Origin of the sequence: Pseudomonas sp. SW-3 (genome assembly GCF_016615645.1) — a bacterium.
Taxonomy (GTDB): Bacteria; Pseudomonadota; Gammaproteobacteria; order Pseudomonadales; family Pseudomonadaceae; genus Aquipseudomonas; species Aquipseudomonas mandelii.
This window is the reverse complement of record NZ_CP067098.1, coordinates 4,872,746-4,887,301: the sequence shown is the minus strand read 5'-3', so window position 1 is coordinate 4,887,301 and position 14,556 is coordinate 4,872,746. Positions and strand designations below refer to the sequence as shown.

Below are 14,556 nucleotides of genomic sequence, written 5' to 3'. Positions count from 1 at the left end.
CTGATAGGGTGATTCAAAATACCAAGCGTTCCGAAGTCTGAGACACCGGAAGATAATTTTGCTGGCTTACGTCCTGGCCAACAAAGCCGCGCTGATCGTTCATGACCGCCAATTGCGGGGCTTTTTGCAGCTGGAGGTAATGCGGCATTCGTTGCGCAATCTGCACAGCGTCGTTCTCGGCGGCAAAATGACCACCCAGCAGGACGGTAAGAGCGATTGCATTCGAGAGTAAAAGGACGCTGTTCATGAGGCTAACCTCGGTTGTTCGTGAGAACAGCTAAAGCAGCCCGCGTGCCAAGAGTCTAACGGCAATTAAATCCTTTAAAAACAAAGAATTAACTTATTACTTTAAGAGGCCGTCGTTGCAAATTGCAATGATGGCATTTTGAGAGGATGCAATTTGCACGGTAAATTAAGCCACGATGACAAGGGGCGGCTGCCTACACTTAAAAAGCCCTACGGACGACATGACAAAAGCAGGCCTGGCCGTTAACATGCTCGCCGTCTATCGCACCGCATCCCAGCGGGGCGATCTGTGTCTCAGTAGCTCAATTGGATAGAGCATCCCCCTCCTAAGGGGAAGGTTGGCAGTTCGAACCTGCCCTGGGACACCACCTGATTTACAGCCCTGCGCTGTGATAAAAAGCTCCGCCGGAGAATCCTCCAGCGGGGCTTTTTTATGCCCGTCGACCCGACGACCTACATGGCAAGTCCATCGTTGCTGTGCCTTACTCCTCGTACCATTCAAGGAGTGACGCGATGCGACACAGAGGTGCACATTTCTGGTTATGGACCAACAGCAGGCTACTTCACCATACCCATGAAGAAGTGCTCAGCGATGGTGTGCAGGTCGAGGTGCAGGCACGGGTCGGTCATGGGGGCGTCACGCAGGTGTTCATCGGTATATACGCTGACGGTGGCGGGGCGATTTGCGAGGAGTTTCATGACCGGGCGGTAGGTGAATATTATTGTTCCGCATTGAAGTGGGGCGCTCAGCGGGCAAGAGAGCTGGTGGCGGACAGCCAAGCGTTTGTCGCGCCGCATCGGGTGCAATTGACGTTGGCCCCGGTGATTACCGATGAACCGACACTGGCCTTGCGGCGCATGGAGATGACCGAACGGGAGCGTTTGAAAATCCGTTCCGAAGACGCCTGGTCGGAGTACCTGGCGGCCAAAGCCGCGATGCTTGAGCTGATGCGCGCCACCAAAGTCGACCCCGGGGTGTGGGCGGACCACAAGGAGCGCCTGCGGCAGGCGATTGATCGGCGCATCAGTGTGCAACGCGCCTATCTGCGCTGAGTCATTTGCCGATCGACAGGCTCGAGGAGCGTCGCAGTTCCTCGATGGTCTCGATCAGTTCATCGTAGGACACCGGTTTGCCGATGTGCTGGTCGAAGCCCGATTGCCGGGATTTCTGAATATCGCTTTGAGCACCATAGCCCGTCAGCGCAATGGCCGGCACATCCCTGAGCAGCGGGAGTTGCCGCAAAGCGCTCATCAGTTCGTGACCGTTCATGACTGGCATGCCCAGGTCCGAAATGATCAGGTCGAAGTGCGTGCCTTTTGCGGCGTCCAGCGCGGCCACCGGACGGTCGAAGGCAATCACTTGCGCGTCCTCCATTTCCAGCAGCATCTTCAAGGTTTCCAGCACTTCGGCAGAGTCGTCGACCAGCAGAATGGTCAAGCCGCTCAGCCGTCCGGCCCCCTCGTCGACCTGCGTAGCGGTTTGAGCGTCATGATCAGTCTTGGCCATCGGCAAGTAGACACTGAACGTGCACCCTGCACCCAACCCGGGTGAGCTCACTTCAACCGAGCCGTGTTGTGCTTCTGCCAGTTGGCGGACCAGCGACAGGCCGATCCCCAGCCCTTCACGGTTGTGCGTGGCATGTTGCTTCTCTGCCTGCCCGAACAGATCGAACACGTGCTCAAGGTTCTCGGCGGCAATGCCGGTGCCGTTGTCTTTGACGTCCAGCCGCACCCTGTTCCCGTCCTGGCTGGCGATCAGTTGCACGTGGCCATTGGGCGGGGTGAATTTCAGCGCGTTGTTCACCAGGTTCCAGATAATCTGTTCCAGGCGTGTCGGATCGGCATGCACCATCAACGGCTCTGAAGGCACATGCAACTCGACCGTGGTTTCGTGCCGTTCGTTGAGCACGACGCTGTGGATATCACGCAGCACGCTGACCAGGTCGGTGGCGACGGGTTGTAGCTTGAGTTTGCCGGTACGGACACGGGCGACATCCAGCAGATCATCGATGATCCGGGCCTGGCTATTGACGGCATCGCAGATCGTATTGACGGCCTTGGCGGCCGGAGCCACGGACTTGGTCACCGGCAGGCGACGCAGCAACTCAGCGTTGAGCTGGATCAGGTTCAGCGGGTGCTTGAGCTCATGGGACATGACCGCGAAGAACTCGTCCTTGAGGTAATTGGTGTTGCGGGTCTCGGCCAGCGCCAGGCTTTGCGCTTCGTGCTGACGTTTGTGGCCGGTCAGGTCCCGGGCAATCTTCACGTAGCCTCGGAGGTTGTCACCGCTGAGCAACGTCGCCTCACCACTGCAAAAGAACCGACTGCCATCCTTGCGCAAGTGCCAGCGTTCGTCCTCGCTGCGCCCATGGTCGCGCACCGTCTGCAGTTCTTTCTCGGGCACGCCGCTGGCGCGGTCCTCTTCAGAGAAAATAAAGTCGTAATAAGCCCCCTCTGCTTCGCTCTTGCCATAACCGAAGATCAACTCGGCACCTTTGTTCCAGCTGGTGATCACCCCTTGTTCATCCAGCGTGATGATCGCGTAATCGCGGGTGCTTTCAGCCACCAGACGCATGCGTTCTTCGCCCAGGCGCAGTTCTTCTTCGGCGGCGCGGCGTTTGGTGATGTCGATGAAGGTCAGCACCGTCCCGTCGATATGGTCTTCGCTGGAGCGGTAGGGCAGCAGGCGGGCGATGTACCAGCGCTTGTCGGTGCTGCTGACTTCGCGCTCGATCATGTTCAATGACTCGAAGACCAGCGCTGCATCACGGGCCAGGTCGTCGTAGTGCAGTCGGTGGGTGATGTCGAGCAAGGAGCGCCCGGTATCCACCGGCAACATGCTGAAAATGTCCGTGGCGCGCGGAGTGAACCATTTGATCCGCATGTTGCGGTCAACGAACACCGTGGCGATGTCGGTGGAGGCGATCAGGTTGGTCAGGTAGTCGTTGATCTTGTCGGTTTCTTCAACTTTGGTTTTCAGCTCGAAGTTGACCGTCAGTAACTCTTCGTTGATTGATTGCAGTTCTTCCTTGCTGGTTTCCAGCTCTTCGGTGGCCGAGCGCAGCTCTTCGTTGATTGCCTGCATTTCTTCGTTGGAGGCCTTCAGCTCCTCGCTGGAGACTTCCGATTGTTCGATGGTGTCCTGCAAGTGCAACTTGGTGCGTTGCAGTTCGCGTTCAAGGTTGGACAGCACCTGGCTTTCGGTTTGCGTCAGGGTCGAGGCGGCCTGTTCCGAGGGATCGACTTCGGCCTCTTCGAAAATCACCAGGACAAACTCGCCGTCCGACTCTTCGTCCTTATAAGGCTGCGCCATCAGGTCGACTTTGTAACGCCGGTTGTCCCGGCTGATCGGCACCGCACGGGATTTGACCACCAGGCCACTCTGCTGGACCTGAAACAGCGTGGTGCGAATCTCCAGACGCAACTCGGGAACAATCAGCGTCAGCAAGTTACGCGACAACTCGCCGCCCACATGGCGCAGGAAGCGCCCAGCGCTATCGCTCATGTGCAGGATGTCGGCGTTGGCATCGACAATCATGCTCGGTGGCGCCGCGCTTTCGAGGGCGCGCTGATGGATGTCGGCAAAGGACAGTTTGCGCTGCACCGCGTTTTGCGGCGTCTCACGGGAAATATTGCTGCGCACATACCCGCCGCGCGGCATGGTTGGGGTACGTCGGCTATTGGTCGTGCCGGTCTTGGCGCGGAAGATCCGGTTGCGCTTGTCCACCGGAGCGAACAGTTCGTGGCAAGCATCGGCGCTCTCGGAAGAGCCCAGGAACAGGAAACCGCCCGGACGCAGTGCGAAGTGAAACATTTGCAGAATTTCACGCTGCACTTCGCGATCCAGGTAGATCAGCAGGTTGCGGCAAACGATCAGGTCAATCTGCGAAAAGGGCGGATCGGACAACAGGCTGTGTTTGGCAAACAGGACCTTTTCGCGAATTTCCTTGCGAATCCGGTAGTGGTCATCTTCCTTGACGAAGTAATGCCGCAGGCGCGTCGGCGGCACATCGGTCACGATCGCTTGCGGGTACAGACCGGCCCGGCCGATGCTGATGGCGCGCTCGTCAATGTCGGTGGCGAACAGTTGCAGCGAGGCTTTGCTGGCGTCCAGTTGCAGTTGATCGTTGAGCAGCATCGCCAGGCTGTAGGCTTCTTCGCCCGTTGAACAACCGGCGGACCAGACACGGATTTCTTCTTTCTCGGGCTGCGCCGACACGGCGGCACTGACCAGTTGCGGCAGCACGTTCCGCTCCAGGGCTTCGAACGCCTCGCGATCACGGAAGAAGTTGGTCACGCCAATCAACATATCGCCCAGCAGGGCTTTGGTTTCGTCGGGATTGTTTTGCAGGAAGCGGAAATAGGCACCCAGGTCGGGTTGGGCCGTGACCTGCATCCGGCGCTCGATCCGCCGCAACACGGTCGCGCGCTTGTAGTGCTTGAAATCATGGCCGGTGCCGGTGCGCAGCTGGATCAGGATGTCATGGAGCAGCTGTTCGGCGAGCGCCGCGTCACGCTCGGACACGGAGGCGAACGTTTGCAGGTCCGGGTCGTTGGCGGTGGGCAGGCTGATTTCCTGTGAGTTTCGCCACAGCTCCAGCAGCTTTTGCGGCATTTCCACCACCGGCAACACCAGATCGACATTGCCGGTTTCGATGGCAGCGCGAGGCATGCCGTCAAACTCGGCATCTTCCGGTGCCTGGGCCATGGTGATGCCACCGTGTTCCTTGATGCGCGACAGCCCGACCGCACCATCGGAGCCACTGCCTGACAGCACCAGGCAGAAAGCGCGCTCGCGGTGGACTTCGGCCAGGTCGCGGAAAAACAGATCAATCGAGGCGTGCCGAGACCCGTGCGGGTCGTTGCTGCTGACTTCAAGCACCCCGTCATTCATCGTCAGCCGCTGAGCCGGCGAGATGACGTAAACGTGATTTTTCTCGATCGGCACCGTTTTGGTGACTTGCAGGACTGGCATCCGGGTCGATTCCTGGATGATCTTGTCCGCGATGCTCTGGTGATCGGGCGACAGGTGAAGAATGATCACGAACGCCATGCCGTTGTCATGCGGCATGTTCTCGAAAAACAGTTTGATGGCTTGCAGCCCGCCCGCCGACGCTCCAACGCCTACCACTGGAAAATCCAGGGTGCTGGGCTTCAGGGCCTTACGCTCAGGAGCCGGGGCCGAGTGCTGGGGGGTGCTGGTCATTTCTTCTGCCTTAGTCGGCGACTGCGGTCTATTGATATCTTCGGTTATAAAAAGCGCGTCAATAAAGCAGCATAATCCCGTTTTTCAATAACACCTTCAAATATTTAGAGACACTTGATTGGCTGGAGTTCTCAAGGGAACGGCACTCCTGGCCGATAACCCGAACGGTCATTGTCTTCTTCTCAAATTGCCTGGAAATCTTCGATGCTGTCGTATCACCAAAAGAGTTTTCTGATCGTCGATGATTTCTCGGATTTCCGCAGTTCCGTCAGGTCCATGCTGCGTGAACTGGGGGTCAAGGACGTCGACACCGCAGACACCGGGGAGCAGGCGCTGCGCATGTGTTCGCAGAAGGCCTACGATTTCATCCTGCAGGATTTTCACCTCGGCGACGGCAAGAAGAACGGCCAGCAAGTCCTCGAAGACTTGATGATCGAAAAGCTGATCAGCCATGAAAGCGTGTTCGTCATGGTCACTGCCGAAACCAGCCAGGCCATGGTGCTCAGCGCGCTGGAACACGAACCCGACGCTTACCTGACCAAGCCGTTCAACCGTTCCGGCCTGGCCCAGCGCCTGGAGCGTCTGGAGCAGCGCAAGAACCTGCTCAAGCCGATCCTGCAAGCGCTCGATCGTGGCAAACCGCTCGAAGTGCTCAATGCCTGCATCGAGCTGTGCAAGAAGGACATCCGTTATTCGCCGCTGTGCCTGCGTTACCGCGCGGACGCCTTGCGCGACCTGAATCAAAACGAAGCGCTGGAACGTCTCTACGACAGCATCATTGCCGATCGGCCGTTGCCGTGGGCGTTTGCCGGGTTGGGCAAGTTGCTGTTCAAGCGTGGCCAGGTCAGCCAGGCTAAAGGCGTTTACGAAAAAGCCCTGAAAGTGTTTCCGATGATGCCGGCGCTGTATGACGGCATGGCTGATGTGCTGGTGGCCGAAGGGGATACCAAGGGCGCGCAGAAAGTATTGGAAGAAGCCATTCGCCTGTCGCCGCTGGCGGTGCGCCGGCAAGCTCTGCTGGGCAAACTGGCGATGGCCAACGAAGATTTCGATACGGCCTCAAAGGCTTATCGCCAGGCCGTGTCCCAAGGCGCGCAGTCACGCTTCAAGGATGCCGAAAGCAACCTCGGCCTGGCCCATGCGTTGATCAGCAAAGGCAGCGAGAAAGGCCTGGATACCCGCACCCGACTGGAGATCAACACGACCCTCAGTCTGGTGGCCAAGGAAAACCCGTCTGATCCTGGCCTGCAAATTCGTGCGCGCCTGATGAAAGCCACCAGCCTGTTGCTCAACGACGCCGAAACCGCCGAGAAGCTCACCGAGCAGGCGATGATGCGCCTCGATGGCATGGAGCAGTTCATGAGCGCCGAAGCCGCGCTGCTGGTGGCCAAGCAGCTGCAAATGCTCGGCCAGGCGAGCGCCGGCGCGACGATGTTGAAAAACTGTGCGGAAATCTACGGTGACGATCCGGTGGTGATGCAAGGGATCGCCAAACTGACCGATGACCCGACGATCCTCAGCCAGAGCAACGCGGCCTCCGACCTCAACCGACAGGGTGTGCAGGTGTACAAGACCGGCAACCTGGTCGAAGCCCGGGCAATCTTTCGCAAAGCGCTGGCGCTGCAACCGAAGAACATCAGTATCGCCCTTAACATGGCGCAATCGCTGCTGCACGGCACCGATACCAGCGTAGCGTCGGCCGAGCTCGATGAATGCCGGGCTTGCCTGAAACTGGTGGGCATGATGCCCGACACCGACGCGCGGTATCCGCGCTTTCAGAAACTGAAAATCAAGGCGTTCAGCGGATGAGCCACGACAACTCTGCACTGGATTTTTCGACGGTGATTGCCTCCACCGTGCACGACATGAAGAACTCGTTGACCCTGCTGATGCAAGCCCACAGCCAATGGCTGGCCCGCTTGCCCGATCCCGAGCGGCACAGCCCGGAGCAGGGCGTCATCGAGTACGAGTTCGCTCACCTCAACGGCATGCTGGTGCAGTTGCTGGGGCTGTACAAACTGGGCGTCAATCAGATGCCGTTGCAGCCGGCCTACCATGAGCTGGATGATTTCATCGAAGCGCAACTGGCCGCTCATCAGGAAGTGTTCGCCAGTCGCGGCATTGTCGCGACTTATGAAGTCGACCCGTTGAGCCCCTTGGGTTTCTTCGATCGCGAGCTGGTGGCCTCGGTGCTGGCCAACTGCATCAACAACGCCATTCGTTACGCCCGCCAGTCATTGCTGATCAGTGTCGGCGACGAGGCCGGCGAACTGGTGCTGTCCATCAACGACGATGGCGACGGTTATCCGGTCGAGATGATCGAGCGTCAGGCCGATTATGTGCAGGGCATCAACCACAGCAGCGGCAGCACAGGCCTGGGCTTGTATTTCGCCGGACGGATCGCCGCCTTGCATCAGCGCAATGGCGTGGAAGGACGCACCCGGATCAGCAACGGCGGGCCGTTGGGTGGTGGGGTGTTCAGCCTCTGTTTGCCCTGACGTTTCTTTTTGTGTGGCGCTGCTTGATATTCCGAACAGGCGGAGCCTATTTTGTACGGGTCGCCGTTCGCGGCTCGCACAATTACAAAGGATTGCGTCATGACAACCGATGGCCAGCGTTCACTCGCACAGCGATTGACGGGCATTGATGAGATTGAATGTGTCACGCCGGATTTGAACGGCGTGCCTCGGGGCAAGGTAATGACCGCCGAGGGGTTTCTCGAAGGAAGGCGTTTGCAGATGGCGCGGGGTGTGCTGCTGCAATGCATCATGGGCGGATATCCGCCCGCACGCTTTTACGGCAGCGATGATGGCGACCTGGCGCTGGTGGCTGACCCGGCACACATCCACCGCCTGCCCTGGAGCCAGCAACCGCGGGCACTGGCCATTTGCGACGCCGATGAACTGACCGGCGAAAGCTCGAAGCTGTCGACCCGTGGCCAACTCAAGGCGGTGATCGCCCGTTACGCAACGCTGGGCCTGGCGCCGGTGGTGGCGACCGAGCTGGAATTCTTCGTGTTCGCGCCCAATCCCGACCCGACGCAACCGTTCCAGCCGCCGTTGGGCCTGGACGGTCGGCGCGAGGAAGGTCATTCGGCGTTCAGTGTCAGTTCCAATAACGGTCTGCGGCCATTCTTCAGCGAAGTCTACCAATGCATGGCGGCCCTGGGTTTGCCGCGCGACACCTTCATGCATGAGATGGGCGTCAGCCAGTTCGAGATCAACTTGCTGCACGGCGATCCGTTGCTGCTGGCCGACCAGACGTTCCTGTTCAAGCACCTGCTCAAGGAAGTCGCGCTCAAGCACGGCCTGAGCGTGGTGTGCATGGCCAAGCCGCTGGCGCACACGCCGGGCAGTTCGATGCACATTCACCAGAGCATCGTCGAGATCGGCAACGGACGAAATGTGTTCAGCGACGCGGCAGGCCAACCGACAGCGACCTTCCGTCACTTCATTGGTGGCCAACAGGCCGGCATGGCGGATTTCACCGCGTTGTTTGCGCCGAATGTGAATTCCTATCAGCGCTTGTGCCATCCGTATGCTTCGCCGAACAATGCCTGCTGGTCCCACGACAACCGGGCCGCCGGATTGCGCATTCCGGCCAGTTCACCAGCCGCCCGTCGGGTCGAAAACCGCTTGCCGGGGGCTGATGCGAATCCGTATCTGGCGATCGCCGCCAGTCTTGCCGCCGGTTTGTATGGCATCGAGAACGAACTGGAGCCGAGCGAGGCGATCCAGGGCGAATTCGAAGTCCCGGATAATCTTTCGTTGCCGTGTACCTTGCATGCCGCTCTTGAACGTCTGAAACGTAGCCAATTGGCGAAGGAACTGTTCGGCAAGGAGTTCATCGAAGGCTACGTCGCTTCGAAGACCATGGAGTTGACCAGCTTCTTTGATGAAATTACCCCCTGGGAGCGCCGTGTTCTGGCCACCCAGGCCTGACGACCTGTCGTCTTCGGGCTATCTTTTCGGATAGCCCGTTTCTTACCGCAAGGAGCCGCTCGGAACGCCGATGCGCCAAATCTGGAAACCTTTTCGAGCGCTTTATTTTGCCTCGCTGATGATGTTGATCGGCTCAGGCTTGCTGAGTACCTACCTGGGCTTGCGTCTGGCGGCGGATAACGTCGACAGCTTGTGGGTGGGTGCGTTGATGGCCGCCAACTATTTCGGCCTGGTGCTGGGTGGCAAGATCGGTCACCGACTGATCGCCCGGGTCGGGCATATTCGCGCCTATTCGGCCTGCGCCGGGATTGTCGGCGCGGCGGTGCTCGGCCACGGTCTGGTCGACTGGCTGCCAGCGTGGATATTCCTGCGGGTGATCGTCGGCCTCGGCATGATGTGCCAGTACATGGTGATCGAAAGCTGGCTCAATGAGCAGGCCGAAGCGTCCCAGCGTGGCACGGTGTTCAGCGGCTACATGATCGCGTCCTACCTGGGACTGGTGCTGGGCCAACTGATTCTGGTCATGCACCCGGCCCTGGGCCTGGAGCTGCTGATGCTGGTCGCCTTGTGCTTCGCGCTGTGTCTGGTGCCGGTGGCCTTGACCCGGCGGATTCACCCGGCGCCATTGCATCCGGCGCCGATGGAGCCGCGGTTCTTCATCAAGCGCGTGCCGCAGTCATTGAGCACGGTGCTGGGCGCGGGGCTGATCATTGGCTCCTTCTACGGTCTGGCGCCGCTGTATGCCTCGCAGCAAGGATTGTCCACCGAGCAGGTCGGTCTGTTCATGGGTAGCTGCATTTTTGCCGGGCTGCTGGTGCAGTGGCCATTGGGCTGGCTGTCTGACCGTTATGACCGGGCGTTGTTGATCCGCTGTTTTGCAGTGGTCCTGGCCCTGACCGCGTTGCCGCTGGCGATCATGCAGCAGGTGCCGCTGGAGGTTCTGTTCGTCGCCGGGTTCTTCTGTTCGCTGGTGATGTTCTGCCTGTATCCGCTGGCGGTGGCCTTCTCCAATGACCACGTCGAAGGTGATCGTCGCGTGTCCCTGACAGCGATGTTGCTGGTGACTTACGGCGTGGGCGCCAGCATCGGGCCGTTGGTGGCCGGGGTCCTGATGAAGCTGTTCGGCAGCCACATGCTGTATGCCTTCTTCAGCTTCTTCGCGTTGGTGCTGGTGTGGCGGATTCGCCCGAAAGCCGTCACCAACCTGCATCAGGTGGAAGATGCGCCGTTGCATCACGTGGCTATGCCGGACAGCATGTCGAGTTCGCCACTGGTGGCATGCCTTGACCCGCGGGTCGATGAGCAGGTGGTGCAGGATCAGATGCAAAATCCGATCAGCCCGGAACCTGCGCCTGAACCAGAGCCGGATCCCGAGACCGAGACCGATCCACCATCAGAAGACCCGGATGCGGGGCGTGAGCAAAGCTTCACTGAAGCCAGGCCCTAAACCCGCGCATAAAAAAACGGACAGTCACCGCAAGGGACTGCCCGTTTTTTGTTGAAGCACCGTATTACATGTCGTCTTTGTCGAAACGGCGTGCTTCACGCTGTAGCTGATAGACGAACCGTTCGACTTGCCGCTGCACCAGACCGCTCATGTTATGAAAGCGAACACCGGCGAAGGTGGTGGAGATCCTCTCTTCGAAGTGCAGGTAACGCAATTCGACCGGTGCGGTCATGTTGCCGAAGGGCAGGGCGGCGACAAAGCGGTCATAGACCTGGCCCAGTTGCAGGCTGCCGGTGATGTCACCTTCAAAACGCAGTTTGCAGCCGGTGGCCGAGATGTCCAGCAGCTTGCCGCCCAAGGTCGATTTGAGTTTCTCACCGCCCAGTTCGACGTTGACCAGTTGCGCCAGTTTCAACGCCGCACGGAACGCATTACGGCGCTGGTGATAGATCACTTCAGCGGGCAGTGGGCCACGATAGCAGCGAGCATCGCCGGACTCATCGATGGTCAGCGTACCGTTACTTTCCCAGGCGATGCGCACGCCGTCATGAAAGCCTTCAACCTTGAATGGTTCTCCGGCCAGCAGAAAACGTTCCCCGTCACGCGGGATCATTTCATCCAGGGCGATCGAATTGCTGTCGCGATCAACGTTCACCAGATAGCTCTGGAAGCGTTGGGTGCGCTCATGGAACGTGATGATCAGCGGATCATGGCTTTCTTGCAGCTGCCGCAGGTTACCGGCGATTTCCATCGGCGTGGATAGCACCTTGGGTGGCTGCGGAGCATCGTCCGCGTTTAAGGCATTGAACACGGTTCATCATTCTCCAGGCAAAATTTGACTGCGACTTGCTAGCATACTGCCAGCATGTGAGGCGTCTTGATAGAGCGTGCTCATCAACAGGCTCAAGCCTGACTAAGCGGGCGCGGCTTTGCGAGCTTGGAGGTTGATCCGCGGGCATCGTAAAGCGCTGGCGGTTCGCCGCCGGTGAGGATTTTCAGCTGATTGGCCGTGGCGGCCTGCTGGACCAGGATCGACTGGCCATTACTGACGTTGGCTGCCTGGCATTGAGCCAGTAGATCGGTCAGTTTCTCGCTCTGTTCCAGCAATTGATCGCCGATGCTCGACTGGCTGGCAAGTTGCTCCAGGCCACTGCGATCGGCCGGCAGATTGAGGCTGACGAGGATTTCACTGCGCTTGCGGCCATGCTGTTCAAGCAGAATGATCATTGCCTGCTTCTGCGCCAGAATATCTTCGAGCAGCGGCATGTCGCGACCGTGCAAGGCGAGGGACTCGGTTTGCAGTAACTCCAGCAAGCGTTGCGCTGGAGCAAAGTCGTCGGTGATCAGTTGCAGTAAATTAGTGTCGTGCATGGCTGGCCTTGGGGTTTAAGCGTCCAAAAGCCTGGCGCAGGCCGTGGCCTAGCGCTGGGCTTCGAAGTTGAGCAGTTTGCTGGCTACACGGTTGCTGTCGACTTTATAGCTGCCATCGGCAATCGCTGCTTTCAACTCGGCCACGCGGGCGTTGTCGACGGCAGGCTGATCGCGCAGCTTGTCAGTGACCTTCTGCAACTGTTGAGCCTCATTGCTGAGGTGTACCGATTCCCCGCTTTTGACGGTACTGGCCTGTTCGGCCGGGGTATTCAGCGGCGCGGATGTGCCGGTTTCGGCGGTTTCCTTCGCGGTGCTGGTACGCGTACTACCGGTAAGTGACGAGGAACTGTTCAAACGGCTGAAATCGATGACCATGGTAAAAAACCTCTGGGTATTTGGACGCTTGCCATGTTTTCGGCTCTCCCTGCGAAAACTTTAGGCCCATTTATCAATGAGCTTGCATGCGCCAGCGCTTGTCCTGCCTGCGGCACAGTTTAGGGAACAGCCGGGCGGCGCGCCATCTTTCACCAGCAGATTGTTCTACATGGCAACTTCCACCTGGCCCGGCGCGATGACTTGCGCCTTGATGACCCGCTGGGAGTTGAGGTTTTTCACACGAATCTGTTCACGCAGGCCGCCGTTGGACAGGGCTTCGCCCGGCATACGCACACTGAGCGTACCACTGCGGGCGGTGATCACCACTTGGTCGCCCTTGCTGATGACTTCCGCCTGTTCGAGATGGACCAGCGTTAGGACCTGATTGGCGACCGTTGGTCGGGTAAGTTTCTGCCCCACGGCTTGTTCCAGGGAGGTGAAATAACCCTGGTTGATCAGGCTGATGTCTCGCTCGCGCAACATGACATCGCCGGGCTCGATGACCCCGGCGCGTTTGAGCGGCCGGGTGGTGGTGACAACGTCCCGAAACAGGCGGACTTGAGCGGGCACGAAGACTGTCCAGGGGGATGTGCTGTCGCAACGGACCTTGACCGTGACCCGTCCGATCGGGGTCGCCGGGCTCTCCAGGGTGGCTGTCAATTCCTTGTCGCACATGGGCATGCGCAGTCGCGGATCGAGCTGGTTGACTTCGATTTCGTAGCGTCCTTCCGTTTGACTGGTAGCCAAATAGTCTTCTACGGTGAATTCAAGAAAGCCCTGAGTGACGCCGATAAGCATGTCAGGCAAGGTAACCGCGTCAGCAAGGGCAGGGCTGCCAGCGTTGAACAGGCAGATGGCCGACATTGCGCAAAGCAATTTGCGGGTAATTGATGTCAGGCGTCGGAAAAATGTCGGTTCTGTGTTCATAAGAGTTAAAAAGCAAGCGCCGTGCCGTTTAGCAATAAATGTGCGTCGCAACACACTTAAGCGTTGGTGTAGGAGTCAGTGCATGGCTGGTGTAATGGATTCAGTAAACCAGCGCACGCAACTGGTTGGGCAGAATCGCCTTGAGCTGTTGTTGTTCCGTCTCGACGGCCAGCAGCTGTATGGGATCAACGTGTTCAAGGTTCGGGAAGTGCTGCAATGCCCCAAACTGACCCTGATGCCCAAGTCCAGTCCTGTCGTGTGCGGTGTGGCAAATATCCGGGGGGCGACCATTCCGATTCTTGATCTGGCGATGGCGACCGGCTCCGGCGCACTTAAAGATCAAAGCAATCCCTTCGTGATCATCACGGAGTACAACACCAAGACCCAGGGATTCCTGGTGCGATCGGTGGAGCGCATCGTCAACATGAACTGGGAGGAGATTCATCCGCCACCCAAGGGCACGGGACGCGATCACTACCTGACGGCTGTGACTCGGGTCGACAATCAGTTAGTCGAAATCATCGACGTCGAGAAAGTGCTGGCGGAAGTGGCGCCGACACCGGAAGCGATTTCGGTCGGCGTGGTGGATGTCGAAACCCAGCACAAGGCGCTGTCCTTGCGGGTATTGACGGTCGATGACTCGTCGGTGGCGCGCAAGCAGGTGACCCGTTGCCTGCAAACGGTCGGCGTTGAAGTGGTGGCATTGAACGACGGCAGGCAAGCGCTGGATTACTTGCGCAAGCTGGTCGATGAGGGCAAGAAGCCGGAAGAAGAGTTCCTGATGATGATTTCCGACATCGAGATGCCGGAAATGGACGGGTACACCCTGACGGCCGAGATCCGCAACGACCCGCGCATGCAAAAGCTACATATCATCCTGCATACTTCGTTGTCGGGTGTATTCAATCAGGCAATGGTCAAGAAGGTCGGCGCGGACGACTTCCTGGCAAAATTCCGTCCTGATGACCTGGCATCCCGGGTAGTCGACCGGATCAAAGCAGCAGATATCAGCTAGGGGCCTTCTGCCCCTGGCGGTCAACACG

The 14,556-nt window shown here is 58.8% G+C and carries 12 protein-coding genes and 1 tRNA gene; 7 read left to right on the top strand and 6 right to left on the bottom strand.

What is annotated here, in order from left to right; translation table 11 throughout:
* Positions 1 to 13: 13 nt before the first annotated feature.
* Complete coding sequence (locus JIO00_RS21960; protein WP_200666830.1) at positions 14 to 247, bottom strand: hypothetical protein; 234 nt, start codon at positions 245 to 247, stop codon at positions 14 to 16.
* Between the two features lie 290 nt (positions 248 to 537).
* Between JIO00_RS21960 and JIO00_RS21955 the strand changes: the two genes are divergently transcribed.
* Positions 538 to 614 (top strand) — tRNA-Arg (locus JIO00_RS21955).
* 145 nt (positions 615 to 759) lie between these two features.
* Positions 760 to 1,299: a hypothetical protein gene (locus JIO00_RS21950; RefSeq protein ID WP_102595130.1), complete on the top strand. Its 540-nt coding sequence runs from the start codon at positions 760 to 762 to the stop codon at positions 1,297 to 1,299.
* A gap of 1 nt (position 1,300) precedes the next feature.
* Here JIO00_RS21950 and JIO00_RS21945 read toward each other — a convergent pair whose 3' ends face one another.
* Positions 1,301 to 5,452 (bottom strand): CheR family methyltransferase, encoded by a 4,152-nt coding sequence (locus JIO00_RS21945; protein WP_077749186.1) that lies wholly within the window; start codon positions 5,450 to 5,452, stop codon positions 1,301 to 1,303.
* A gap of 204 nt (positions 5,453 to 5,656) precedes the next feature.
* Between JIO00_RS21945 and JIO00_RS21940 the strand changes: the two genes are divergently transcribed.
* The 4 genes from JIO00_RS21940 to JIO00_RS21925 all read left to right on the top strand — a co-directional run bounded on the left by JIO00_RS21940 (position 5,657) and on the right by JIO00_RS21925 (position 10,840).
* Positions 5,657 to 7,261, top strand: a complete 1,605-nt coding sequence (locus JIO00_RS21940) for a tetratricopeptide repeat-containing response regulator (RefSeq protein WP_010457175.1) — start codon at positions 5,657 to 5,659, stop codon at positions 7,259 to 7,261.
* Positions 7,258 to 7,950, top strand: a complete 693-nt coding sequence (locus JIO00_RS21935) for a sensor histidine kinase (protein ID WP_154501414.1) — start codon at positions 7,258 to 7,260, stop codon at positions 7,948 to 7,950. Before JIO00_RS21940 ends, JIO00_RS21935 begins: the two co-directional genes overlap by 4 nt.
* Before the next feature lie 201 nt (positions 7,951 to 8,151).
* Positions 8,152 to 9,393, top strand: a complete 1,242-nt coding sequence (locus JIO00_RS21930; protein WP_200668664.1) for a glutamine synthetase family protein — start codon at positions 8,152 to 8,154, stop codon at positions 9,391 to 9,393.
* Between the two features lie 70 nt (positions 9,394 to 9,463).
* Complete coding sequence (locus tag JIO00_RS21925) at positions 9,464 to 10,840, top strand: MFS transporter (protein WP_010457169.1); 1,377 nt, start codon at positions 9,464 to 9,466, stop codon at positions 10,838 to 10,840.
* A gap of 64 nt (positions 10,841 to 10,904) precedes the next feature.
* On the opposite strand, the gene JIO00_RS21920 is transcribed toward JIO00_RS21925, so the two are convergent.
* The 4 genes from JIO00_RS21920 to flgA form a co-directional block, all read right to left on the bottom strand.
* Positions 10,905 to 11,651: a flagellar brake protein gene (locus JIO00_RS21920; RefSeq protein ID WP_042932643.1), complete on the bottom strand. Its 747-nt coding sequence runs from the start codon at positions 11,649 to 11,651 to the stop codon at positions 10,905 to 10,907.
* 92 nt (positions 11,652 to 11,743) lie between these two features.
* Entirely contained in the window at positions 11,744 to 12,211 is a 468-nt protein-coding gene (locus tag JIO00_RS21915) for a flagella synthesis protein FlgN (RefSeq protein ID WP_200666828.1), read from the bottom strand.
* 48 nt (positions 12,212 to 12,259) lie between these two features.
* The gene (gene flgM / locus JIO00_RS21910) at positions 12,260 to 12,586 is read right to left on the bottom strand and encodes a flagellar biosynthesis anti-sigma factor FlgM (RefSeq protein WP_010457164.1); all 327 of its coding nucleotides are present in this window, start codon (positions 12,584 to 12,586) and stop codon (positions 12,260 to 12,262) included.
* A gap of 165 nt (positions 12,587 to 12,751) precedes the next feature.
* Positions 12,752 to 13,513: a flagellar basal body P-ring formation chaperone FlgA gene (gene flgA, locus JIO00_RS21905; RefSeq protein ID WP_200666826.1), complete on the bottom strand. Its 762-nt coding sequence runs from the start codon at positions 13,511 to 13,513 to the stop codon at positions 12,752 to 12,754.
* An 82-nt stretch (positions 13,514 to 13,595) separates the two neighbouring features.
* Here flgA and JIO00_RS21900 point away from each other — a divergent pair, with 82 nt between their 5' ends.
* The gene (locus JIO00_RS21900) at positions 13,596 to 14,528 is read left to right on the top strand and encodes a chemotaxis protein CheV (protein WP_010457160.1); all 933 of its coding nucleotides are present in this window, start codon (positions 13,596 to 13,598) and stop codon (positions 14,526 to 14,528) included.
* The last annotated feature ends 28 nt before the right edge of the window (positions 14,529 to 14,556 follow it).

Bases quoted from the DNA above. Each gene is read 5' to 3' on its own strand.
- JIO00_RS21960 (WP_200666830.1), bottom strand. From the start codon at position 247: ATGAACAGCGTCCTTTTACTCTCGAATGCAATCGCTCTTACCGTCCTG.
- JIO00_RS21950 (WP_102595130.1), top strand. From the start codon at position 760: ATGCGACACAGAGGTGCACATTTCTGGTTATGGACCAACAGCAGGCTA.
- JIO00_RS21945 (WP_077749186.1), bottom strand. From the start codon at position 5,452: ATGACCAGCACCCCCCAGCACTCGGCCCCGGCTCCTGAGCGTAAGGCC.
- JIO00_RS21940 (WP_010457175.1), top strand. From the start codon at position 5,657: ATGCTGTCGTATCACCAAAAGAGTTTTCTGATCGTCGATGATTTCTCG.
- JIO00_RS21935 (WP_154501414.1), top strand. From the start codon at position 7,258: ATGAGCCACGACAACTCTGCACTGGATTTTTCGACGGTGATTGCCTCC.
- JIO00_RS21930 (WP_200668664.1), top strand. From the start codon at position 8,152: ATGACCGCCGAGGGGTTTCTCGAAGGAAGGCGTTTGCAGATGGCGCGG.
- JIO00_RS21925 (WP_010457169.1), top strand. From the start codon at position 9,464: ATGCGCCAAATCTGGAAACCTTTTCGAGCGCTTTATTTTGCCTCGCTG.
- JIO00_RS21915 (WP_200666828.1), bottom strand. From the start codon at position 12,211: ATGCACGACACTAATTTACTGCAACTGATCACCGACGACTTTGCTCCA.
- flgM (WP_010457164.1), bottom strand. From the start codon at position 12,586: ATGGTCATCGATTTCAGCCGTTTGAACAGTTCCTCGTCACTTACCGGT.
- flgA (WP_200666826.1), bottom strand. From the start codon at position 13,513: ATGAACACAGAACCGACATTTTTCCGACGCCTGACATCAATTACCCGC.
- JIO00_RS21900 (WP_010457160.1), top strand. From the start codon at position 13,596: ATGGCTGGTGTAATGGATTCAGTAAACCAGCGCACGCAACTGGTTGGG.